This is a genomic window from Streptomyces sp. NPDC045022 (genome assembly GCF_056432605.1).
Genome location: NZ_JBWKIR010000026.1, coordinates 70,220 through 90,909 on the forward strand (window position 1 = coordinate 70,220; position 20,690 = coordinate 90,909).

Sequence of the window (20,690 nt, forward strand, 5' to 3'; positions counted from 1 at the left end):
AAGGGCCGGGAAACGATCTCCCGGCCCTTCATCAAAGCCCCTCGCTACCAGAACCGGAGTTCCTGATATGCGTTTCCGATCGGCATTGTCGAACGCTGTCCGGCGTTACCGTTTGTCGCCCCGGTACACATCGCCTTCTATGTAGGTGATCAGCGACCCGTCCGGGGCCTTCATGAGCCAGTAGTAATCCGCCTCGGACCACTCCAGGGACCACCCAGCCTCGAAGAGCGCGCCCATCGCGTCGTCGCCCGACCCGCCGGCGAAGAACGCCTCTCCCGCGCTGGCCGTCTCGCTCCCGCCGAGAATCCTGATCACGTCATCCGCACTCTTGGCCGTCTCCAGCTCCTTGAGCTGCGCGTCGATCATCGCCCAGAATCCACCCAGCATTTTGTGCCCTTTCTTGATCAGCCGAAGAAGATGCCGCCGAACGCGGCGACCTGGAGCACGCAATCCGCCGTGCCCGCGTCAAAGTCCGCTTGATTCGGGTCGAACAGGAAGGCTCGGCACTCCCGCATGGCCGCGGGGCCGGCGTCCACTCCCCACGGCTCGTGGGGGTGCGCTATGGCGTTCATGGCGCCGATCAGCGCCCAGTGGTTCACCACTCGCTCAACCGAGCCCTCGCCGCTCGGGTTCTCGGCCTTGAGCACGTACGCCCAGCCGTCCGGGACATCCCCCATGCCGTCCCACGACCACTTCCAGGCCCGTGCACGGCCCTCCCACCAGGACCAGGTGTAGGCGCCGGCACCGAAAATGTGGTCGTGCGTCTCCTGCTGCGTGACCTTCTCAGACACTCTGAGGCTCCTTGTCCCAGGCAGAAATAATTCGGTTGAAGCGGAACCAGAACACCGATTCCTTGACCAGCTCTCGCGCGGTGAACATCGGATCGGCGTAGACGTTCGCTCGCTCTCCGCACTCCTGGAAGACCGCCGTAATGGCGTGCAGCCTTTCCGTGGGGTTGTCGAGCCAGGCCGCTTCAGCGGCCTTCTCGCCCAGCTCTTCCCGGTCCTCCTCGAACCGCTTGATCAGGCTCACTGGTGGGCTCCGAACTTCTCGCGGTCTTTGCGAGTCATCACCGCGGGGCTCACCCAGTCGAAGAACGCGAATCCCGCCAGAGCACGAGCGAGCTTGGCGGCCAGCGGCTCGAAGATGGCCAATCCGTGGTAGACGCACATGTCGAATTCCGTCTCCGTCGGGTCGTATCCGAGCGGTTCCGCGGCCGTGCCGTGGAACTCGGAACCCGTGAGCGAGCTGCCGTCCTGCTCGTTGACGAGCGTCAGCGTGTACTCGGCGCCTCCCGGCGTCCACTGGAGAATCACCGCGATGTTCGCGAGATTCCGGGGAACCATTCCCACAGCCACGTGCGTGTGAGTCACAGGCCCTTCGCCTCCTTGTATGCCTCGATGACCTTTCGCGGGATACGGCCCCGCGTACCGACGAAATAGCCGTTCTCACGGCCCCACTCGCGCATGTCGCGCATGAGCTTCTTGTGCTCGTACTGCCGCTGGACAGCGGCACGGGACTCGGCGGATCTCCGCTCGGATTCCTCGCGCTGTCGCTTTCTGCGTTCCTGCTCAGCGAGGTAGCTGGGATATTGGCTGTTGAAGAGCCGGACCTCAGGCGGAGTCACCGGGCTGTCGTCGTCGTCTCGACGTAGGCCCTTGAGACGGATGAACCACTTGACCAACTCCGGGTCGGTCACGTCCTGTTCAGGGGGCGAGTCGACGCGCCTTCGCCCTTCAGAAGCCATTCGCCATGATCCTTGCAGTACGGCCACGAAACGAACCTCTTCTCTCCGAACCTCTCAATGTCGATCCACCGCGTTGCGGGCTTCCCGCAGCCGGACGAGCAGTTACCGCTGTAATCCTTCGGATACGACATTCCTCTCCTCTCTCTAGCGGCCATGGAAAAGGCCGGGCACAAGGCCCGGCCTCTCGTCAAAGCGGCTAGATCAGCGCTTGTGATGTCCCTGCGCTATCCCGTGGTCGAACCACAGGTGGTTATCCCGTGCCAGGATGGAATTCCCGTTGTACTCCGGGTGTTCCTTGTCGAAAGTGGAAGTCGACAGGAGTCGGCTGATCTCCCCGTGCTCCGAGCACGTCACCACCACGTCCCCGTCCGCTCTCCAGTGGAGCCGCCCGCCGTCCGAGGTCCAGCGCTTCGGCTCCGGGTACTCCTCGAAGCTGATGGTCATAACCGGCTGGCTCACTGCGCCTCCCAATCGATGGTGTCGATGATGGGGGCGTAGGTCCACCGGCTCGGGGTGAACCCGTAATGGCGGGCGCTCTGTTCAAGCTGGCGCCGGGAGAGAGTCTGACAGGGCCCGCAAATGAAATGGTTCCTGTCACTCCCCCGGCAGAGGGGGCCGCGCCCCTTCTGGCAGAAGTAGCAGAGGCCGCCTCCCTCGATGTGCTCGAAGACCACGTGAGGCGTCTTCCTTATGGGCAGCTCGCCTACGTAGCGGCGTTCCACCACGCCGTGAGGCAGGCTCGCGGCCTTGCGGTAGGCGTCCTTCCACGGGACGTTCACCTGAATGGGAGGGCCCGACATCACCTCGCAAAGGTGGTGCTCGGTGGTCTCGTTGTTGCACTGGAACACGTCGTATCGCCAGTTCATTACTTGCCCTCTCGGTCCATGTCGCACGTCATTACGGGGGTCCAGCTCTTCACGGACTTCACGCTCGGGGCCGCCTCGACGGCCTTTCGGTTCGCTTCCCGTGACGATTCCGCCTCGACGGTCACCCATACCGAGGCGTGGCCGTGCAAGCACACCTTGTACGTGGTCATTACTTCTCCCCCTCTCCCAGGACCTTGCGAGCCTCATTGGCAAACGCGACCCAAGTCTCTTCGGCGTCGAACGCGAAATCCGCGTTCATCTCGTCGTAGTCGCCCATCTCCCAGTCCGCGCAGGGCTGGTCATCGGGGTGCGGGTCGTAGGTGCTCAGGTTCTCCCTGAATGCCTGCTCTCGCTCCTTCGCCCACTGGTCGTGTGCCTTAACGAGTTTTTCCAGCAACTCAATGGCGGTCATGCGAATTCCTCTCTGTCGGTTGCCCGTGGCGAACGGCCGGGGATTCCCGGCCGCCACCAAACAGGAACCGCACAGAGATCAGGCGCCGTTGTGCTCCTGTATGCCGTCACCGGCGCACGCGGCGCACTGGCACTGCCCGTAGGCGAGGTGGAGTTCCTTCGGATAGAACACCGCCTCTCTGTTCCAAGGGGCGGAATCCGATGCCCAGTCGAATCGCACCTTCACCATTTCCGATCCGAAGGTGTCGATGACGTGGGCCTCGAAGGTGTATTCCGAACGGACGGACCGGAGGCACGAACGGCTCTCGGGCACGTGGTAGAAGGGCCGCACGCGGACCAGGCGGCCGACAAGATCGGCCGGGGCCGTTCCCGCGTGAGTGACGGGTTCCTTCGTCAGGGTGTCGCTCATGGCTGTCTCTCCTCAGACGTAGGTGGGGTGGGTGGCTGCGGCCTCGTAGTTGGGCTCGGCCGGCTCCTGGTCCTCGGGCTCGTCCTCGTCGCTCATGAAGTCGGCCCAGTCGTCGTGAGCCCCGGCCCACCACTCGGCGGCCTCGTGGCGGCCAGCCGTCCTCAGCAGTTCCACGATCGGGAACAGCTCCGTCACGCAGAACGCTTTGGCCGCGCCCTCCGCCAGCTCCCTGTCAGCGAGCTTTTCCACGAGGTTTTCGGCAGCCGCGACCATCAGTTCTCGGCGCCGGCTCAGCTTCAGCAGCTCGTCCAACTTCTCGTGCACTCGGACATCCACGTGCACGAGAGAGCCGAGGGTCAGGTCACGGAGCTGTCGCATCTCGCGACGGCGGGTGAAGAACGGAATGCGCATTGAAGTGCCTTTCATAATGGGAGAGTTGGGCGAGCGCCCATGGAAAAGGCCCGGACACTGATACTGTCCGGGCCTCTCGACAAAGGTGCTCGACCTGATTAGCGGATTCGTGGCCCCATGATCGGGGCGTCCTGCTCTAGCGACTGGTACTTGTGGGTGAACTCGGGGATCGTCATGCGCTCCCAGGTGGGATGAACGTCGCTGTGTCCCTCGCACAGCAGCGCCCGCAGTCGCTCACCCATGGGCTTGCGCTTGTTCCGGTACCAGAGGTGCCGGACCACGACGGCCCGGTCCCGGCAGTGGTGGCCGGCGTGGCTGTCGTAGATCTCGCACAGCCATCCCTCGGAGAGCAGCCGGACCAGAAGCCCCTTCGCCGCCTCCTCAGAGCCGGTCATGCCGATCCAGTAGTGGAACTGGCCGTCCTGGTCGTAGGCGTAGGTGAACCACTGCTCCGGGTGACCGTCCTCGGTCCCTTGGACGTTGATGATGTATCCGCGGTAGTCGGGCGTGTGCTCCACGCCGAGTGTCGTCAAGCCGTTGTACCGCTCGTTCCACACGCTCACTTGCTCTCCTCGTTCTCTCCGTAGTGAATCCAGCGGCGCTCATCGCGCGACCACTGGACACAGATGTCCCCGTGCGTCTGAGAAGTCAGGTAGGGAAGCGCCCACCAGTCCGTATGCGATCCCTGGTCGTGGCCGGTGCCCACGGAGATACCCGCGCCCTCCATCTCGTTCAGCAGGTCCGTGAGCCGCTGCCACAGGTCGAGATGCGCCTGAATGCGCCGAGCCATCACTTCGCCTTTCTGCGGTGGATGTGCTTCTTCTTGGGTGCGTAGAACAGCGGGCCAGTGTCGCTACCGGCCCGCAGAACTACGGGCGTTCCGTCCATGCGGAGGATGGACGCTTCGCCCACTCCACGGACCTGGAAGAGGGCGGCCGGCAACGTGAACGGCCGTCCGTCGCTGAAGCCCTCGAACACCTGGGGGCCGAGCTTGATCAGGTACATGTGCGCCTCTCAGACGGGCCGGTGAACGGCCTCGATGCACTCGGGGCAGGTGACATCCGGGATTCGCGTGGTCGCGGTGTCCCTCGTCCGCAGGTCCCCGCACGCCGTGCGGTTGTAGCCGTAGTGCACGTACTTGCGGGCCAGGATCAGGGCCTTACCGAAGTGCGGGTCTCCGGAGAGCTGGAAGGACTTCATGTCGTAGGCCCACCACGGTTCCCACTTGACCTTGAAGTGCCGATACGTGGTCTTGCCGAGGTCGTAGCGCGTCAGGTCGATGACCTTGTCTTCCCACCCGACCACTTCCAGGTCGGCGGACGCGTCACTCAGGAGACACGAGATCTTGTCTCCGATCTTCACGTCCTTCGTGGGAATCCACTCGCGCTCGATTCCGTCTCGCATGGTTAGAACCCCTTCAGAAGTCGGTGAATCAGGCTGTGCGCCTTCTTGTCGCTCACGGTCGCCCAGCCCTGCCACTTACGGGCCGTGGACTTGGACTTGTGGATCGTGTGGAGCGAGCCGAATCGCTTGGGCATGGTTTCCTTCCGTCGAATTACTGGCCTGTGAGGACACACAGACAGGGAGGTGCACCACGGCGCCGGCCGCGGTGCCTCACCCAATCCAGGCGTACTCAGCGCGTGTACTTGTGCTTGTAGAGGTTCAGCTCTACGAACACGGGCGGGAGCCCGTATGAGGCCGCATAGGCGACCGCTTCCGCGTAGTCGTTGAATCGCCTGTGCCAGGCCGGTCCGATGTGGGCGACGTACATGCGTCCTCCGATCAGTCGAGGTAGAGGGACTTGGTGTGTGCCGCTCGAAGGTGCGCGTAGTGCAGCCGCAGCACGGCGTCACTGCGGTTCCACTCGAAGAAGGGCGCACGGTGGTGCAGCAGGTCCGACACGTCCAACCGCACCGGTCGGGGCGGGAACATGTACGCCGCTTGCGGCCCCAGCTCCCGCAGGTGCAGCACCATCCCGGACGGTTCGCCGCAGTGGGAGGTGAACCACAACACGTCAGTCAGGCGGATCACTGCGCCCACTCCGTCATCGCGTACCGGTCGCCGTGGTAGTGGCTGCCGCACCCGTCACACGAACTGGTGCTGTAACCCCGCTCCTCGCAGTCGCACTCGTAGTCACCGGGCGCGTCCGAGCCCATGAGCTTGCGCAGGCACTCTTCCGCGTGGTCCTCGTAGCCCATTCCGGGACACGCCTGAACGGACAGGAGAGACAGCGGCTCGCCGCCCTCATGTCCTTCCTCGCGGTGGCAGTCACCGCACTCGCCATTCGCGGCGTGGAGCAGGCAGTTCGAGCAAACCCAAATGGTCCAGCTCTGCCGAGTGGCAGCAGTCATGGGGGTGAGCCTTTCGTGATGAGACACGAAAGGCCCGGACACTGATACTGTCCGGGCCTTTCACTTACTGGTGTGTTACTTCAGGCCGTAGAACCTGTGCGGCATCGGCGGACCGAAGAGGCCGCTTTCCAGGTTCCAGGCGAACCACGCGTCGCTGTTGCGCTCGAAGAGTGCGTCAGCGATGGCCTGCTCCGCCCACGGCATACGGCGCTTGGAGTTCACCAAGTGCTCGTAGTCGTCGCAGAGTTCCTGCGTGGTCTTCTGCGTCAAGTGGCTGCGAACAGCCACCGCGTCAAGCGTCTGAGCCATTACGGCCCTTTCACTTCACCGGCATTGCTCTGATGCGTGCCGGATTCCACAGCGCCCCGAAGGGCACCATGGGACCCGTCACGAGTCAGCGGTACAGGTGGTAGGCATTCTTGAGCGGGATCAGGCCACCGCCCATGGAGACGGTGCCGCGCACGAGCGGCTGAGTTCTGCGGGTGATCTCAGCCGCAGCGCCCCAGCGGTCGAAGTCCTCGTTGCTGTTGCTCTGACGGAATGCCGCGTATGCCTTGAGGTCGTTGACAACCATGAGAGTTCTCCTGTCAGACCAGGTCGAGGGGCGTGGACGACATGGAGCGGCCCATGTCCCACTTGGGGTTCGGGTAGCGCGAGCCGTAGCCGTCGAGCGCCGCGCCCATGGGCGTGGGCTCAGGCGTGGGCAGCACGGCCCACACGGGCGGGTCCGCGGGCACGATGGGGAGTTCACGCACCTGGGGCCGACGCCGGCCGGGCGTGAAGACGTAGTTCCATCCCTTGCGGAAGTCCTGGCGGTTGAGTCGGAAGTGCTCCAGCAGGACGAACACGCCCTTCGGACGGGCGTGCTTCGGGACACGGGCGAGGGAGCGGGCACAGATCTGCATGGGATGCCTCCTTGTGGCGTGGTGTGGGTGTGGTCAGTGGTTGTGGGCGAGCCACTCACAGGCGGGCTGGAAACCCTGCTCGCAGTCGTCCTGCTTGGAGTCGGCAAACCCCTGGTTGAACTGGGACACAGACGTGTGGTCGGGCTTGGGCTCGGACGTGTGGACGGAGCAGCCCAGCAGGGCGACGACGGCCAGGCAGGCGGCACCGATGGCACGGCGGGTGCGGTTCATGATCGGACTCCTCACAGTCGCAAGATGTATCACAGTCGCAAGTTTTTGGGTATGGCTACGCGGACGCGTACTTCTTCAGGCGGTCCGGGATCTCCTGTACGAACCCCTTCGGGAGCTTGCGCTCGGTCGCCTTCTTCACCTTCTTGCGGTTGCCACCCTTGACACGGAAGGCCGGGCCGAACGTGGTGAGGCCGTGGGTGGACTGGTGCTTCAGCTCACCCGCGTACTTGTTGGGCGTGACGGGACGAGTCGGGAGCTGGGCGCGCTCACGCGCGGTGCGGCCGTACACATCGTCTGCGTTCGCCTGGTCCACACCCGTGACGATCAGGCTACGGGTGCCGCTGCGGCGGTCGAGTGTCTTCACCGGCCCGAGGGGCTGGGTGCCGTTCTCCTGGTGCTTCTGCGCGACCCTGGCGTCCTGCTCCTTGCCCTTGCCCATGGCAGCCGCCTTACCGGCCGGGTCCGCCTTGAACATGGCCTGACGCGCCTTGCGCTCGGCCTCACGCTGCGCGAGCTGCGCGTAATACTCCTGACGCTCCTTGCGAGTCATCATGAGAACGCCTCCGAGGGAAATAATTCATGCACGGACAGGGAGCAATGTGCACGCACGCATGCACAAAGCCCACGGCCCGTGCGGACCGTGGGTTACATGTCTGGTCAACAGTCCAGACCCCGCTTTCGCGGTGCCAGCAATTTCCTGCTCACGCTCTCACTTGTTCCCGACAAGTCTCACTGCGCATTGGTTATCGCAGGTCCCATTGCTGGCGTTGATTTAATACCCGTGCGCTACGTGTCATCCCCGCTCTGCCGTATCAGGTACAGGCGCTAGGTACGTTCTGGGTAAACCCAGGCTTTCCACACACGTTGGCCGCGTCCCTCTCCCACACTGGATGTGTGACTAGGGCAGTCCCCGAGTTTGGACGCTACTCCGCGCCCAGGGTGGCCACTTCTACCTTTCCGCTTGCCTGCCTTGGAGCTATGGGTATACGGGCCTCCCGGTCCGCACGTGTGTCTCACCGCCATCCTGTGTAGGGACCGCAGGCAGAGTCTCCCCCACCCGGCCACACACCGAAGGTGCGTGGTGGTATCCCCGGCGTCTATTCGACACACGTCTACCCATAGCCGCGTAGCCGCAGCATCTAGGCTTTGTTCTATTTGTAAGGGCACATGTGTCCCCAAGCTGCACGGAATCCCTTTGGTCAGAGCACGCGCCCGCATTCCTGCGGGAACCGCATTCCCTCCGGTTTCCCCGCCTTCCGGGTTCCGGCCCCTTCGGGCCTTTCCCCTTCCGACACCCAAAGAATATCACTGCCTCACAGTCGCAAGAAATCGAGGCCATTCAATTCGCCCCTTCTGTCTGAATTTATGTCCGCTTTCATCACCAATATCCTGTGACGCCGGTCACAAGATTATGCATAGAAAAGGGACATAGTCGGGCATCCTGAGGATGGTTAGGCAGTCTAATTCTTCGCGTTCGCAACGCTGTAGTTAGGTAGCCTAAAGGTTGGAATTAATTTCCCCGTGATGCATGCGTTATCATCCCGTGACACAGAAACAGAATTAAATCCTTCCCCAACTGAATGCAAAGGGGGGTAATACTCTATTTCAATAAGAAAGGACCCACCGGGGGTGCTGTCCTTCGTACGTGTACGGGTTTAAACAATTGCCCCCAGGGCCATTTCTTTCCTCTCCGAACCCCATTCCAGCCCCTTTAGCGGCCTCGCAGGCGCCGGCCTGTCCTCTGTCGCCCCCTCGTAGGGCAGTCTGGAAGGAAAGAAATAACCCCTCAGAGCGTGAGCTGAGCCACACTTCGAGGGGTTTGTGTCCCAAAACGTCTCGATTGACACCGACGTCTATATTGTAGGCGGTTGGGTTTATACACCCCAACCGCGTTCGCAAGTTCAGACAGCGCCTTTGAGCGCTGCACTCACTTCGGCACTGGTTGGACGGTCTCCAGGACTCCGAGAGAGCATGCTTTCGATGAGTTTCCCGAATACACCTGGCACCTTTACCGGCCTATGAGGGCCTTGGACGATTGCACGCCTCTGTTCTGCACGAGAAGCGTCATCTGGATAGGCCACATGCCTCAATCCCGTGGCACTGATGAACAATGACGCACCGAGGCCATACACATCAGAGGCAGTGGTCGGGATTGCTGTCCCCGATTCGAGGACACTTCCGGAGATTTCCGGGCTTTCATAGTGGACGAGACAGCCGCGATAGCGGAAATCGACCTCTTCGGGCACCAAACCACCACGAGCCAATGCCAGATCGATCAAATGCGTCTTTTCTGGGCTCAGAATGAAGTGTGCAGGCTGCACATCGCTGTGAATCCACCCTTTGGCATGCAGTTCGGCCAAGGCATCGGCGCATGAGAGCGCCTGATCGAGGTTCGGAGTTCCCTCAGGGTCTTCCTTACGGTGCTGTTCCCAGAGATCCCAAAGGCTCAGACCCTCACGCCAAGGCTGAACGTTCCATGTTCCGTGCTCCCAACGCCCATGGCTCACCTCGTCGCCTCCGAGCTGGCCCAGGACGACACCTTCCCGGCCTGGAGCGAGGGCGGTCCACGGCTGAGCTGCCCATTCACCTGTCGCTTCGATCGGATAGCCGAGCTTCACGGCGTAGGCGCCGGCCTCCGTCTCGATCCGCCATACCGTCGAGCCGCGTCGGTTCACTACGAGCTGCTTGGAGACGGGCTTCAGTGCCCTGGAAATGCTTTCCGGGATGTCGTACGGCGTCATGATCCCTCCGTATAACGCAGAACGGACCGGCCCCCCTGGGTGGGAGGCCGGCCCCGGTTCAGGTGGTCGGCCGGAGACTACCGGCGCGGGTCACTGGCCGTAGGGACGCCCACAGTCCGAGTCGCACTGGAAGGCCGTGTCCCCGACGCTCCATCGCGCGTCGATGACCTTGAACCCGGCCGCCTTCATGGCCTGTGCCGAGCGCGTCACGTCCTCGACCGTGCGCGGGACGCCGGGCCGGGCGTTGTGGTGCAGGAACCGGCCGGCGTGCTCCTGGCAGAAGGCGTGGTGGTCCGGGGTGTGCAGGATGAAGGCGTGAAGGCCCTCGTCCACGTCGTCACTGGGCACCATGGGCACGGTGGACGTGGCGGCGACGTACACGAACGCGATGGCCTGGTCCGTGACCTGCTCGGCGAACTCGCGGTCGCGGCCCTTCTCGTGCATGACCATGGCGACGATGCTGTCGAACAGCTCCGCGTCGACCATTTCGCGGCCCAGGCGGACGGCAGTGGTTGTTGCAGACATGCTCACACTCCTGCAATCGAGTTGTGGTGCATTGCGACCTCCCCCCGCCCTGACGGGGGTGTGCAGGAACCATGTGCACCAGGGCGGGGAGAGGGGCTGGAGCCCGCTCTACCGGGTTTCGATGTGGTGTGGGAGAGCCATCGACTGTCATCCGGTAGAGCGGGGGCTTAGGGGTGTCCTCGCGCGATGGAGGAGACGATGAAGGTGACGGCGGAGCCCCAGATCACGAGCATGAGCACTCCGCCCCAGAACGGACCGTCAGCGCTGAACTTCCAGGCCCGTAACTTCCTCGGAACCCGACGCCTTTCCTTGAGCGTCGGCGGCCACTGAGTCACTTGATCGCCCTCGCCTCGGTACCTGCTTCGATCGTCTGAACCAGCTCCTCGGCCTGGTCCAGCCCGAGGCCCTTGGGGAACCGGATGCGTGGCCCCCAGACCGTGTTGACGATCTCCATGTCCACCAGCCAGCCGGCCTTGAGCATGGCGGCGTTCAGCCTGGCTCTCACGTCGTTCGGGACTGGCTCACGCATTGACGGACTCCTCAGGATGCTTCGTCCGAAGGGTCAGACCGTCCCTTAGCAGGTTGCAGACAGCGAGGCCCTGGCGCACGTTGCAGTCGCCTAGGCGCACAACCCAGTCACCCGGCTCTGAGGTGCCCTCCAAGGCCGCAAACTGCGGGAGCTTGATGCCGGCCTCGTCCAGGACCGCGGCCAAGGCGGTCGTGATCTCCAAGACCTCGACCACCAACCGATCGGGGGTGTCGTCGTCTCTGCTGTGGGGGAGCATCGTGCGGCCCTTCACGTCGTCGGCCAGAGCGGTCGCCACCTGCACAGCGGACATGACCGCTCCTCTCCGTAGCGCTTCCACTACCGAGGAACCTCAGCGTGACCTACAGTCAGAAGCCCTTCAACTTTCCAGATACGGCAGAGAAGTTGGTGTCAGGGTGGCCAACCGGAAGGATCTCAACCCCGAGAGCAGCCCGCAGGCGGCCTACGGCGCCGAACTGCGCAGGTACCGGGAACAGCGGGGCTGGAAGCAAGCCGAGCTTGCCGAGCGCATGGAATATTCCACATCGCATATCTCGTCGGTTGAAACTGGTCTCAAGGTTCCAACTTTGCGGTTTTCGAGGAGTGCTGACCGCGCCCTGGGCACGGGAGACCTCTTCGAGCGGAAGTTCAGAGAGATCGTCCACGGAGTCCTGAAGGAGGGCTTCAGTGAGTACGTGGGCTACGAGGCCCGTGCGGTCGAGCTGCGGCTGTTCCAGGTCGGCATCATCCCTGGCCTACTTCAAACACCGGAGTACGCCCAGGTACTTGCCGACAGTGCGGTGCAGCGAGGCGCCATCACGGCCGAGCAGGCCGCGGAGCGAGTCTCCTACCTGATCCAGCGGCAAGAGGCGTTGGAGCGCTCACGGCCGCCCCTGGTGCTCGTGGTCATGGATGAGAGCTGCATCCGGCGCCCCGTGGGCGGCGACAAGGTGATGGACGGACAGCTTGACCGGCTGGTCGAGTTCGCGCGCCGGCCTACGACCGTGCTCCAGGTAGCGCCCTTCGCGATAGGCGAGCGACGGCCCTTCGATCTCCCTGTCAACCTGCTGACGCTTGGGGATAGATCGATGGTTAGCTACGCGGAGTCGCAAGCTCAGGGGTACGTGGAGCGCGAAACCGCTGCTGTCCTTCCGATGCTTACGGCCTACCATCAGCTACAGGCCGAATCGCTATCTCAGGCGGCATCTGTGGCCATGATCGAAGAGCTTCGAAGGGGCACCCCGTGATCAGGACCGACTCTCTCCGCTGGTTCAAGTCCTCCTACAGCAACAACGGCGGCGACTGCGTTGAGGTCGCCGCCTGCCTCGTCGCCGCTGAAGGCGTCGTCCCCGTCCGTGACAGCAAGGCGCCCGAGCGGCCGGCACTCGTGGTCTCCGCGGGCGCCTGGTCCGCCTTCGTGGGCCTGGCCAAGGACGCTCAGGTCTGAGAAGGAATGAATTAAGCTCGACCTGCCCCAGGGACCCGCCGTTCCTCGGGGCCAGAAACCCCCCGCACTATCACTGCGGGGGGTTCTCTGCTTTTCCGGCCTGTCAGACAGTCAGCGGCAGCGTGCCCCCGGCCTGCTGCTCAGAGGGCTTGTAGCGGTAGTACGTCGCCTGAGAGATCCCGAGGGCCTGGCAGACAGCATCCACGGTGACCTTGCCTCCCTGGGCCTTCAGGGCTTCCCTCGTCTTGACGATCCGCGCAGCGAGAGCCTGAGGCTTGGGAGCGGTGAGAGACTTCTCAACTTCCTCAGAGACCTTCTCAACCTCTTCAGACAGCACGTGGGCCACCTTCGCCAAGGACTCGAACCCCTTCACCGTTCCGGAGGCCCGAGAGACCAGCGTGAGGGACTGAGAGGCCAGCGAGGCAGTCAGCTCCTCCGAGAGGTAGTCGATCATCCCTCGAAGCTCCGCCTTCTCCTCATCGGCCGTCTTCGCCTGAGAGGGCGTCTCAGCCATGTGGATGAGGTGAGCGATCACCAGAGGCGGAACGCAGCTCACAGCGACCACCAGGCGCCACGAGGTCCCCATGTAGGACTGCTCGATCAAGTGACTGATCGACTGCGCTCCCATGGCGAGAAGGAGAGCCATCACGCCACCGATGAGAGCGGTCCTCTCACCGGGGAGCTGCATCTTGCGGCGGTACTGAGAGATCGCCCCGGCCGCGAGGGCGTAGACCGAGAGACAGACCGGCATGGCGGGTGCGTAGTGCTCAGACCACCCGGCCGTCTTGGCGAGAGCCACCTCTCCGGGGATGGAGAGGTACAGCGCAGCGAGACAGGCCGCGGGGAGGGCGATGCGGAGCACGGCCTTGATGTACCAGGGCACAGCGGTAGACATGAGTGTCCTCTCGAATGTGCTTGGGATTGGTTAGAGCGCTGCGAGATGAGCGGCAGCGCGGTCCATCTCGTCCTTGCACGTGCGGCAGATGCCACCCGCGTGACCGAGAGGGAAGATCACCTCACAGACCTCGCAGTGAGCCCGCTCGACGGGCTTCGAGGGCTGCTGAGGGATAGACCTCACCGGGGAGAAGTTCCTCAGGCGGTGAGAGACCAGGCCCGGAACAGAGTCGATCTGCTCAGGGAGAGCGGTGGTGAGGCACTGAAGGATCTCGTCACTGCGGTAGTCCTCACGCAGCCACGGCACGACCTTCGGAGCGAGACGAGCAATCTCCTGATCGGAGAGGGGCAGGCTCTTGTGAAGGCTCAGCCGCTCAAGGATGCGGCGGGCCTCACGGGCCATCTCGCGGCCGATCTTGTTCAGGAAGGTGGCTTCTCCCTCCCCACCCTTCTCGACGCTCTCAGCGACGAGCGGAGCGGCTTCCTGAGCCCGGCTCGGGGGTGGGGTGGTGTTCTTCTCTTCTTCCGTCTTTCTCCCTATGGGAGAGCCGCCGACGGCCCGACCAGTCGCAGAACCGACCGTCGGCAACCGGTCAGTCGGATAGGTCGCAGCTTCAGGGGTGTCCGTGACGGTGGTGATGGTGACCCATCGGCCCGTCTCGGGGTCCTGCACCTTGGCACGGCGGACGTAGCCAGCCTCGATCAGCTCGTTCATGGCCTTGGAGACAGAGCGCCGGCCGTTGGAGACCTGGGCGGTGATCCTCTCGACCGTCGCCCCGGTGCCGTCAGGCAGAGAGAGGAGCCGCGTCAACAGACCGACCGCCTCAAGGGAGAGACTGCCGTGCCGCGCGATCGTGTTGGGGATCTGGACATAGCCAGACGCGTGCTTGATACGCTTGACCTGCATCGAAGACCTAGACCTCTTCGGTGTCAGACCCCGTGGAGGTTGCCGCCTCGCGGGGTCGCTTTTTTGCCGCAAAACTTGCGGCTGTGATGGACCGTAGCATGATCGCTCGGAGTCCAGTCAAGTGGTCTGTCGCATGGAGTCCCCAGAGGCGGGGACGAACGCGGAGTCGCGGCGCTTCGCGCCGACAGATGACGAAGGCCCCCTTGCGGGGGCCTTCTTTCTTTCCGGCCTGCTACTCAGAGCGGACTATGCGCGTGACGACTCGCAAGCGGGCCTCCTCGGGCAGAGTGGGCAGCGGGATGTACTTGGCCGGCGCCTCGTTCCGCTCGCGGCGCGGCGGCCCATCCAAGGCCCGTAATGTTTCCTTCCTCATGTCGGGAGGTAAGGCAGCCAAGCCCTCGGCAAGCTCCTGAAGAGTCCTATCCTCGGCCATTACTCGGCCACGAGGTCAGGTTCGCCCGTCAGCTTCGGAACGGGAGTCATGCGGATCTTGGGACGACGCCAGGGGGTTGCGATCGGGTGCGAGACCTCGCGCCACCACGGTTTCGTGGGAAGCTGGCCCGAGGGTTCGAAGGGCTCGCCCGGACGGGGCAGAGCCAACGCCTGACCTATCTCCTCGGCCTCGTCCTTCGTCCACTCCCCCGGTTCGGCCCAGGCGTGCGGGGCCAGGGTGAAGGTGCCCCAGTGGATCGGCAGCATCACCCCGTGCGGCTTGCCTCCTTGCAGGTCAAGGTGGGCTTGGACGCCTTGGGTTGGTGACATGTGAATGTCCGGCCAGAAGCCGGGCAGCGGCTTATAATCAGTGTGGTTCTTGGGCCAGAACTCGCTGTACGCCCCGATCTGGATCATCGTGGCGTCGAAGGGGCCGTGCGCGGCGCCGATCTCCTCGAAGCCCTCGAAGTAACCGGTGTCGCCGCTGTGATAGATCCGGTGCTCCTCACCGGCGACGGCCCAGGACGCCCAGAGGGTGTGCTGGGTGTTGCGCAGTCCGCGGCCGCAGAAATGGTGGGCGGGCGTGGCCGTGAGGGTGAGTCGGCCGACCTTGGTGGACTCGTGCCAGTCGAGTTCGTGCAGCCGGTCCGGAGACACACCCCAGTGTTCGAGGTGGGCACCCACACCGAGCGGCACGGCGAACACGGTGTCCGTGCCGGCCAGCGCCTTGATGGTGGGCAGGTCCAGGTGGTCGTAGTGGTCGTGCGAGATCACGACCACGTCCACCTCGCCGAGCGCGGCCAGCGGCAGCGGCACCGGGTGCAGGCGCTTCGGTCCGACGAAGGGGAACGGGGAGCAGCGCTCACCCCAGACCGGGTCGAACAGCACCCGGTGGCCGTCGATCTCCGCGAGCACGCTGGAGTGACCCATCCACGTCAGCCGCAGTCCCGTGGCGGGCGGCTTGCCGAGGTCGGCGAAGGTCGTGGGGTACACCGGGACGGTGCCCTTCGGCGCGCGCAGGGGCCGGGTGTCCTTGTCGAAGAACACCTTCGCGAAGTCCAGCGCGGAGCCGGCGGGCCTGGTACGCGCGGCACCGCCCGGGTTCTGGAACACACCGTCCCTGAAGTGCGGAGAGCGACGGATGCGTGCCAGGCGCTCACCGCCCGGGTCCGCGCCGAAGGCTTCGGGCCGCAAGCCGCGGAGCCCGGAGCTCGAGGAACGCAAACCGATCACGGTACCTCCAGAGGGAGTGGCTGAGGCCCTCCATTATGGTCGGCGCCTCCGACAGCCCCGGGCCGCCGGGGGCGCCCTCCGCTCCCGGCGGGCGCTGCCGAAGACCCGTTCAGCACGTTGACAGGGTGCCGGGCGACTCCGGAGACTGACTCACTATTCAGTAAAGCGGGCGTCGCGTTCCCTTTGCCGACCAGCCCCGGCCGCCTTCACCGCCTTCGGAGGCGCCATGTCCGACCTCCCACCGAACAGGTCCGGCCGCACCCCGGGCAGCGGGATGCCGATCCGGCGCGCGCCTTCACCAGCGAGCGGATACGGCCACGCGCGCGTGCCGCGGCCGAGGCCGACGTCAAGACGGCTTCCATCACCCCCTGGAGCTGGAGACCGCCGTCCGGCAGCCGCCGGGGAGGAATCGGCTTCACCTGATCACCGTCCCCGAGGAGACCCCATGACCGCCCCCGCCCCCCTGATGTCACTCGTCTGGACCGATCACGTCACCGGCCGCCAGGGCTTCCTGGTCGTGGACCGGCTGGTGCGGGGCGTGGCCAGCGGCGGGCTGCGGATGCGTCCCGGCTGCACGCTGGAGGAGGTGGCGGGGCTCGCCCGCGGCATGACGATGAAGGAGGCCCTGCACTACAACCCCGAGGGCCGCTACATCCCGCTCGGCGGCGCCAAGGGCGGTCTCGACTGCGACCCGCGGGCGCCGGAGGCGTACGGGCTGCTGGTGCGCTACCTGCGCGCCGTGCGGCCGTACATCGAGAGCCTCTGGGCCACCGGCGAGGACCTCGGCCTGACCCAGGACCTGGTGGACCGCGCCGCGGCCGAGGCGGGCCTGGTCTCCTCCATCCAGGCGGTGTACCCGCTGCTGGACGACGAGACCGCGGCCCGCAAGCGGCTCGCGGACGCCTTCGCGGTCGAGGTGGACGGCATCGGCCTGGGCGAGCTGGTCGGCGGTTGCGGAGTCGCCGAGTCGGTGCTCGCGGCCCTGGACCGGGCGTCGGTGCCGTACCCGGGCACCCGGGTCGCCGTGCAGGGCCTCGGCACGATGGGCGGAGCCACCGCGCGCTTCCTCGCGCGCGCGGGCCTGACCGTGGTGGCGGTCGCCGACATCAAGGGCACGATCGTCAACCCGGCTGGGCTCGACGTCGAGGCGCTGCTGGCCGCGCGGGACGCCTACGGCACCGTCGACCGGCGCGTGCTGCGCTCCGGCGACCGCGAACCGACCGGCGACGCCTGGCTGTGCGCCGAGGCGGAGGTGCTGGTTCCGGCGGCCGTGTCGTACGCGATCGACGCGGCCGACCAGGAGGGGATCGGCGCCCGCTGGATCGTCGAGGCCGCCAACATGCCCGTGCTGCCGGAGGCGGAGGCGCTGCTGGCCGCGCGGGGCGTGACGGTACTGCCCGACGTGGTGGTCAACTCCGGGACGAACGCCTGGTGGTGGTGGACCCTGTTCGGTGACATCGGTGCCGATGCCGACGAGGCGTTCGCGCACCTCCGGCGCTCGATGCGCGCCCTGGTCGACCTGATGCTCGACCGCGCGGAGGCCGACGGTACGACCCCGCGCGCGGCCGCCCACGCCCTGGTGACCGACCGGCTGCCGATGATCGCGGAACGCTTCGATCGGTACCGGTGACGGACCCGGGTGAGTCTCCTGCGGGCACGTCGTGGTGGTCGTGCCGCCCGCGCCGACACGGCCCACGGTGGCCGGGGTCCCAGCGGGCCGTCGCCCGGGCGGGTCGGGCGGCCGTCCGTGGTCGGGCGTCCGCCGCTTCACCTACTGACTGAATGATGAGTCAGTAGTGCGGTAGCGCGGGGCCGGTCGCACCAGGGCGTCACGCGCTCGTCGGCGCATGTCCGGGCGGCTGTGTAGGGTGACGGCGTGGCGAGAGTGCGGTTGAGCGTGGCCGAGCGGCGGGAGGAACTGCTGCGGGCCGCCATCGAGCAGATCGAGGCGCGGGGCGTGGCGGCGGTCAGGATCGCCGACGTGGCCGCGGCGCTCGGCGTGAGCAACGCACTGGTGCTGTACCACTTCTCGACCAAGGAGAAGCTGGTCGCCGACGCGTTCGCGTACGCGGCCGAGGGCGATCTCACGCATCTGCGCAAGCTGCTGGGCCGCCGGACGTCCGCGCTGCGCCGGCTGCGGGCGGCGGTGCGCTGGTACGCGCCCACCGGCCAGGCCAAGGGCTGGCGGCTGTGGATCGAGGGCTGGGCCGTGGCCCTGCGGGAGCCCGCTCTGCGGGAGGTCACCCGGGAACTCGACAGGCAGTGGAAGGCCGCGCTCGCCGAAGTCATCGCCGAGGGTGTGGCGGCGGGCGAGTTCGCGTGCGCCGACCCGGCCGGTGCCGCGCTGCGGCTGACGGCGCTGCTGGACGGCCTGGCCGTACAGCTGACGTCGTACCCGGGCGCCGTGCCGCGGGCCCGGGCGCAGGAATGGGCCGACGAGGCCCTCGCCCGAGAGCTGGGGCTGGACCGGAAGGCCCTGACCGAACGGGAGCGGTGAGCGCTCCGCACGCGTCGGACCTGATCACGCCCCCATCGGCCGACCGAACGATTCAGCCGTTGCTCGGGTTCCTACCGGAAAGGGGCCTGAACTACCCGTCGGAGCCCGGCTCGGTGCGCCGGCCGGATGCGGTCGTGCCCCGGACCGCCGGGTACGCGGTCCGGGGCGGGGCCGGTGGCCTCAGGCCACCGAGGCGATCCGCGACTTGATGTCGTCCGGCGACAGGGTGCCCTTCGCCGTCACATGGTCACCGGAGGACTCGCCGCGCAGCCGCCGGCCGATCCACGGGACGAGGAACTCGCGGGCCCACTGGACGTCGTCGCGGCGGACCTCCAGGGTGCCCCGGGGCGGCAGCGGCGGCCACGGCTGCTCCGGGTCGGCCGGGACGTCGAGGCCGAGGACCTGCCCGGCCCGCAGCGCCACGCGCGTGTGCCCCTCGGGCGAGAGATGGAGCCGGTCGCTGTCCCAGGCCCGGCGGTCCTGCACGGACCTGAGGGACCACAGGTCGAGCACGGGACAGCCGTACCGGTCGGCGATCGCGCGGACGTGTCCGTTGTACGTGGCGATCTTGCCGCGCAGGTGCTTGAGCACCGGAACGCCCCGTGTGTCGAAGCCGGTCGTCACCATCACCGTGCCCGCGACCTCGGCCAGCCGGGCCACGGCCCGCTCGAACCGCTCGGCCACCTCGTCCGGGTCGGTGCCGGGGCGGATGATGTCGTTGCCGCCGGCACAGAAGGAGACCAGGTCCGGGGCCAGTCCGGCGGCCGTGGGGACCTGGTCGGCCACGATCTGGTCCAGCAGCTTCCCGCGCACGGCGAGGTTGGTGTACTGGAAGTCGCCCTCGGGACGCCGGTCGGCGAGGAGAACCGCGAACCGGTCGGCCCAGCCCACGAAGGCCCCGTCCGGGCCGGGGTCGCCGACGCCCTCGGTGAAGCTGTCCCCCACCGCCACGTACGACCCGATCACTGATCTGTTGTCATTCTTCGAATCGTCTGCCACGTCGGACCATGATTCACCTTCGGATGTGACTTGCGCGACCGTAAGCCGGAGTTGACGAACGGTGAGATGAGACACCCTTAAATAATTTGCGAATCAGGAATAGGCCTGCCGTCAGACATGTTGCGGCCGAAGCCCAGCGGGCGTGCCGTTGTTCCACACCGAAGGCCGGACCCGGGGATCGTGGGTCCGGCCTTCGGAGGCGTGTCAGGCAGGCGGTTCGGGGCGGGGCGGTCCTCAGCCGACGGCGACGCCGTGCTGGCGGAGGTAACCGAGCGGGTCGATGTCGGAGCCGTAGTCCGGCGTCGTGCGGATCTCGAAGTGCAGGTGCGGGCCGGTCACGTTGCCGGTGGCGCCGGACAGGCCGATCTGCCGGCCCGCGGTCACGGTCTGGCCGGCCGAGACGGAGAGCTGCGACAGGTGGGCGTACTGGGCGTAGTAGCCGTCGTCGAGCTTGATGACGACCTGGTTGCCGTAGGCGCCGCCCCAGCCGGCCGAGACGACCGTGCCCGCGCCGACGGCCTTCAGGGAAGTGCCGGTTGGGACGACGAAGTCGACGCCGGTGTGGTAGCCGCTGGACCACATGCTGCCGGCCACGTGGTAGCCGGTGCCGACGGTGGCGCCGGTCACCGGGAGGGTGAAGCCGGTGGCGGCGGCCGTCGAGGCGGTGGCATCCGACGACTTGGCCGCCGGGGCGGCCTGCGTCCGGGAGGACTGCGAGGCGGCCGAGTGCTGCGCCTTGGTCGAGGAGTCCCGCGGGGCGGCGGACTCGGTGCGGGTCTGCGCGGCCTTCTTGCCGAGCGTGAGCTCGAGGCCCGGGTGGATCAGCGCCGGGTCGGCGCCGACGGCCTGCCGGTTGTCGTCGTAGAGCTGGTGCCAGCCGCCGCTGACGTGCTGCTGGTCGGCGATCGCCGAGAGGCAGTCGCCGGACTTCACCGTGTAGGTGCGCACCGTCGAATCCGGCTGAGCGGCGGCCTTCTTCACCGTGGCCGGAAGCGACTGCACGGCCTTTCCGGAGACGGACTGCGCCGGGGTGGCGGCCTGCGCCTGGGTGACCCCGATGAGCGGCAGGGCCAGCGCGGCGCCACCGGTCCCGGCGACGGCGATGGAGCGGGAAAAACGCGGGGTCTTGGGACGTCGGTGCTTACCCTTCGCGGGCAT

The 20,690-nt window shown here is 66.0% G+C and carries 37 protein-coding genes; 4 read left to right on the forward strand and 33 right to left on the reverse strand.

Going from position 1 to position 20,690, the window contains the following annotated elements; all coding sequences use genetic code 11:
• Positions 1–105: 105 nt before the first annotated feature.
• The 28 genes from AC07C1_RS33065 to AC07C1_RS33200 all read right to left on the reverse strand — a co-directional run bounded on the left by AC07C1_RS33065 (position 106) and on the right by AC07C1_RS33200 (position 11,436).
• Positions 106–387, reverse strand: a complete 282-nt coding sequence (locus tag AC07C1_RS33065; RefSeq protein WP_478945072.1) for a hypothetical protein — start codon at positions 385–387, stop codon at positions 106–108.
• Between the two features lie 17 nt (positions 388–404).
• Positions 405–791, reverse strand: a complete 387-nt coding sequence (locus tag AC07C1_RS33070; RefSeq protein WP_478945074.1) for a hypothetical protein — start codon at positions 789–791, stop codon at positions 405–407.
• Positions 784–1,032, reverse strand: a complete 249-nt coding sequence (locus AC07C1_RS33075; protein ID WP_478945075.1) for a hypothetical protein — start codon at positions 1,030–1,032, stop codon at positions 784–786. The genes AC07C1_RS33070 and AC07C1_RS33075 overlap by 8 nt, the downstream gene beginning before the upstream one ends.
• Positions 1,029–1,373: a hypothetical protein gene (locus AC07C1_RS33080; RefSeq protein WP_478945077.1), complete on the reverse strand. Its 345-nt coding sequence runs from the start codon at positions 1,371–1,373 to the stop codon at positions 1,029–1,031. Before AC07C1_RS33080 ends, AC07C1_RS33075 begins: the two co-directional genes overlap by 4 nt.
• On the reverse strand, positions 1,370–1,747 hold the full coding sequence (locus AC07C1_RS33085) for an Lsr2 family DNA-binding protein (protein ID WP_478945079.1): 378 nt from the start codon (positions 1,745–1,747) through the stop codon (positions 1,370–1,372). The genes AC07C1_RS33080 and AC07C1_RS33085 overlap by 4 nt, the downstream gene beginning before the upstream one ends.
• A gap of 201 nt (positions 1,748–1,948) precedes the next feature.
• Complete coding sequence (locus AC07C1_RS33090) at positions 1,949–2,206, reverse strand: hypothetical protein (RefSeq protein ID WP_478945081.1); 258 nt, start codon at positions 2,204–2,206, stop codon at positions 1,949–1,951.
• Positions 2,203–2,613, reverse strand: a complete 411-nt coding sequence (locus AC07C1_RS33095) for a hypothetical protein (RefSeq protein ID WP_478945083.1) — start codon at positions 2,611–2,613, stop codon at positions 2,203–2,205. The genes AC07C1_RS33090 and AC07C1_RS33095 overlap by 4 nt, the downstream gene beginning before the upstream one ends.
• On the reverse strand, positions 2,613–2,783 hold the full coding sequence (locus AC07C1_RS33100; protein WP_478945085.1) for a hypothetical protein: 171 nt from the start codon (positions 2,781–2,783) through the stop codon (positions 2,613–2,615). The genes AC07C1_RS33095 and AC07C1_RS33100 overlap by 1 nt, the downstream gene beginning before the upstream one ends.
• Positions 2,783–3,025 carry a hypothetical protein gene (locus tag AC07C1_RS33105; RefSeq protein ID WP_478945087.1) on the reverse strand — a complete coding sequence of 81 codons (243 nt, stop codon included), beginning with the start codon at positions 3,023–3,025 and terminating at the stop codon, positions 2,783–2,785. Before AC07C1_RS33105 ends, AC07C1_RS33100 begins: the two co-directional genes overlap by 1 nt.
• Positions 3,026–3,103: 78 nt before the next feature.
• On the reverse strand, positions 3,104–3,433 hold the full coding sequence (locus AC07C1_RS33110) for a hypothetical protein (protein WP_478945089.1): 330 nt from the start codon (positions 3,431–3,433) through the stop codon (positions 3,104–3,106).
• A 12-nt stretch (positions 3,434–3,445) separates the two neighbouring features.
• The gene (locus AC07C1_RS33115) at positions 3,446–3,844 is read right to left on the reverse strand and encodes a hypothetical protein (RefSeq protein ID WP_478945091.1); all 399 of its coding nucleotides are present in this window, start codon (positions 3,842–3,844) and stop codon (positions 3,446–3,448) included.
• A 98-nt stretch (positions 3,845–3,942) separates the two neighbouring features.
• Entirely contained in the window at positions 3,943–4,407 is a 465-nt protein-coding gene (locus tag AC07C1_RS33120; RefSeq protein ID WP_478945092.1) for a hypothetical protein, read from the reverse strand.
• Positions 4,404–4,634: a hypothetical protein gene (locus AC07C1_RS33125; RefSeq protein WP_478945093.1), complete on the reverse strand. Its 231-nt coding sequence runs from the start codon at positions 4,632–4,634 to the stop codon at positions 4,404–4,406. The genes AC07C1_RS33120 and AC07C1_RS33125 overlap by 4 nt, the downstream gene beginning before the upstream one ends.
• Positions 4,634–4,849 (reverse strand): hypothetical protein, encoded by a 216-nt coding sequence (locus tag AC07C1_RS33130; RefSeq protein WP_478945095.1) that lies wholly within the window; start codon positions 4,847–4,849, stop codon positions 4,634–4,636. The genes AC07C1_RS33125 and AC07C1_RS33130 overlap by 1 nt, the downstream gene beginning before the upstream one ends.
• A gap of 9 nt (positions 4,850–4,858) precedes the next feature.
• Positions 4,859–5,248: a hypothetical protein gene (locus AC07C1_RS33135; protein ID WP_478945097.1), complete on the reverse strand. Its 390-nt coding sequence runs from the start codon at positions 5,246–5,248 to the stop codon at positions 4,859–4,861.
• A 2-nt stretch (positions 5,249–5,250) separates the two neighbouring features.
• Positions 5,251–5,382, reverse strand: coding sequence for a hypothetical protein (locus tag AC07C1_RS33140; RefSeq protein WP_478945099.1), 132 nt, complete (start codon positions 5,380–5,382; stop codon positions 5,251–5,253).
• A 95-nt stretch (positions 5,383–5,477) separates the two neighbouring features.
• Entirely contained in the window at positions 5,478–5,615 is a 138-nt protein-coding gene (locus AC07C1_RS33145) for a hypothetical protein (RefSeq protein WP_478945100.1), read from the reverse strand.
• Between the two features lie 11 nt (positions 5,616–5,626).
• On the reverse strand, positions 5,627–5,875 hold the full coding sequence (locus AC07C1_RS33150; protein ID WP_478945102.1) for a hypothetical protein: 249 nt from the start codon (positions 5,873–5,875) through the stop codon (positions 5,627–5,629).
• Positions 5,872–6,195: a hypothetical protein gene (locus AC07C1_RS33155; protein ID WP_478945104.1), complete on the reverse strand. Its 324-nt coding sequence runs from the start codon at positions 6,193–6,195 to the stop codon at positions 5,872–5,874. The genes AC07C1_RS33150 and AC07C1_RS33155 overlap by 4 nt, the downstream gene beginning before the upstream one ends.
• A gap of 75 nt (positions 6,196–6,270) precedes the next feature.
• Positions 6,271–6,483 carry a hypothetical protein gene (locus tag AC07C1_RS33160; protein ID WP_478945105.1) on the reverse strand — a complete coding sequence of 71 codons (213 nt, stop codon included), beginning with the start codon at positions 6,481–6,483 and terminating at the stop codon, positions 6,271–6,273.
• Positions 6,484–6,589: 106 nt separating this feature from the next.
• Entirely contained in the window at positions 6,590–6,769 is a 180-nt protein-coding gene (locus AC07C1_RS33165) for a hypothetical protein (protein WP_478945107.1), read from the reverse strand.
• A 13-nt stretch (positions 6,770–6,782) separates the two neighbouring features.
• Complete coding sequence (locus AC07C1_RS33170; RefSeq protein ID WP_478945109.1) at positions 6,783–7,100, reverse strand: hypothetical protein; 318 nt, start codon at positions 7,098–7,100, stop codon at positions 6,783–6,785.
• Positions 7,101–7,133: 33 nt separating this feature from the next.
• Complete coding sequence (locus tag AC07C1_RS33175; RefSeq protein ID WP_478945111.1) at positions 7,134–7,331, reverse strand: hypothetical protein; 198 nt, start codon at positions 7,329–7,331, stop codon at positions 7,134–7,136.
• 55 nt (positions 7,332–7,386) lie between these two features.
• Complete coding sequence (locus AC07C1_RS33180; RefSeq protein ID WP_478945113.1) at positions 7,387–7,884, reverse strand: hypothetical protein; 498 nt, start codon at positions 7,882–7,884, stop codon at positions 7,387–7,389.
• Between the two features lie 1,348 nt (positions 7,885–9,232).
• Positions 9,233–10,072, reverse strand: a complete 840-nt coding sequence (locus AC07C1_RS33185; RefSeq protein ID WP_478945115.1) for a protein kinase domain-containing protein — start codon at positions 10,070–10,072, stop codon at positions 9,233–9,235.
• 90 nt (positions 10,073–10,162) lie between these two features.
• Entirely contained in the window at positions 10,163–10,597 is a 435-nt protein-coding gene (locus AC07C1_RS33190; protein WP_478945117.1) for a glycine-rich domain-containing protein, read from the reverse strand.
• A gap of 331 nt (positions 10,598–10,928) precedes the next feature.
• Positions 10,929–11,126, reverse strand: a complete 198-nt coding sequence (locus AC07C1_RS33195; protein WP_478945119.1) for a hypothetical protein — start codon at positions 11,124–11,126, stop codon at positions 10,929–10,931.
• Entirely contained in the window at positions 11,119–11,436 is a 318-nt protein-coding gene (locus tag AC07C1_RS33200; protein WP_478945121.1) for a hypothetical protein, read from the reverse strand. The genes AC07C1_RS33195 and AC07C1_RS33200 overlap by 8 nt, the downstream gene beginning before the upstream one ends.
• Before the next feature lie 103 nt (positions 11,437–11,539).
• Between AC07C1_RS33200 and AC07C1_RS33205 the strand changes: the two genes are divergently transcribed.
• Positions 11,540–12,370 carry a helix-turn-helix domain-containing protein gene (locus AC07C1_RS33205; protein WP_478945123.1) on the forward strand — a complete coding sequence of 277 codons (831 nt, stop codon included), beginning with the start codon at positions 11,540–11,542 and terminating at the stop codon, positions 12,368–12,370.
• Positions 12,370–12,570 carry a DUF397 domain-containing protein gene (locus AC07C1_RS33210; RefSeq protein WP_478945151.1) on the forward strand — a complete coding sequence of 67 codons (201 nt, stop codon included), beginning with the start codon at positions 12,370–12,372 and terminating at the stop codon, positions 12,568–12,570. The genes AC07C1_RS33205 and AC07C1_RS33210 overlap by 1 nt, the downstream gene beginning before the upstream one ends.
• Positions 12,571–12,673: 103 nt before the next feature.
• Here AC07C1_RS33210 and AC07C1_RS33215 read toward each other — a convergent pair whose 3' ends face one another.
• The 3 genes from AC07C1_RS33215 to AC07C1_RS33225 form a co-directional block, all read right to left on the reverse strand.
• Positions 12,674–13,465: a hypothetical protein gene (locus tag AC07C1_RS33215; protein ID WP_478945125.1), complete on the reverse strand. Its 792-nt coding sequence runs from the start codon at positions 13,463–13,465 to the stop codon at positions 12,674–12,676.
• 30 nt (positions 13,466–13,495) lie between these two features.
• Positions 13,496–14,371, reverse strand: coding sequence for a hypothetical protein (locus AC07C1_RS33220; protein WP_478945126.1), 876 nt, complete (start codon positions 14,369–14,371; stop codon positions 13,496–13,498).
• 432 nt (positions 14,372–14,803) lie between these two features.
• Entirely contained in the window at positions 14,804–16,036 is a 1,233-nt protein-coding gene (locus tag AC07C1_RS33225; RefSeq protein WP_478945128.1) for an MBL fold metallo-hydrolase, read from the reverse strand.
• A gap of 445 nt (positions 16,037–16,481) precedes the next feature.
• Between AC07C1_RS33225 and AC07C1_RS33230 the strand changes: the two genes are divergently transcribed.
• On the forward strand, positions 16,482–17,666 hold the full coding sequence (locus AC07C1_RS33230; RefSeq protein WP_478945129.1) for a Glu/Leu/Phe/Val dehydrogenase dimerization domain-containing protein: 1,185 nt from the start codon (positions 16,482–16,484) through the stop codon (positions 17,664–17,666).
• A 246-nt stretch (positions 17,667–17,912) separates the two neighbouring features.
• Positions 17,913–18,533, forward strand: a complete 621-nt coding sequence (locus AC07C1_RS33235; protein WP_478945131.1) for a TetR/AcrR family transcriptional regulator — start codon at positions 17,913–17,915, stop codon at positions 18,531–18,533.
• A gap of 180 nt (positions 18,534–18,713) precedes the next feature.
• Here the strand turns inward: AC07C1_RS33235 and AC07C1_RS33240 are convergent, their stop codons facing one another.
• Together AC07C1_RS33240 and AC07C1_RS33245 are read right to left on the reverse strand one after the other, a co-directional pair.
• On the reverse strand, positions 18,714–19,499 hold the full coding sequence (locus AC07C1_RS33240) for an SGNH/GDSL hydrolase family protein (protein ID WP_478945153.1): 786 nt from the start codon (positions 19,497–19,499) through the stop codon (positions 18,714–18,716).
• A gap of 267 nt (positions 19,500–19,766) precedes the next feature.
• Positions 19,767–20,690 (reverse strand): M23 family metallopeptidase, encoded by a 924-nt coding sequence (locus AC07C1_RS33245; protein WP_478945133.1) that lies wholly within the window; start codon positions 20,688–20,690, stop codon positions 19,767–19,769.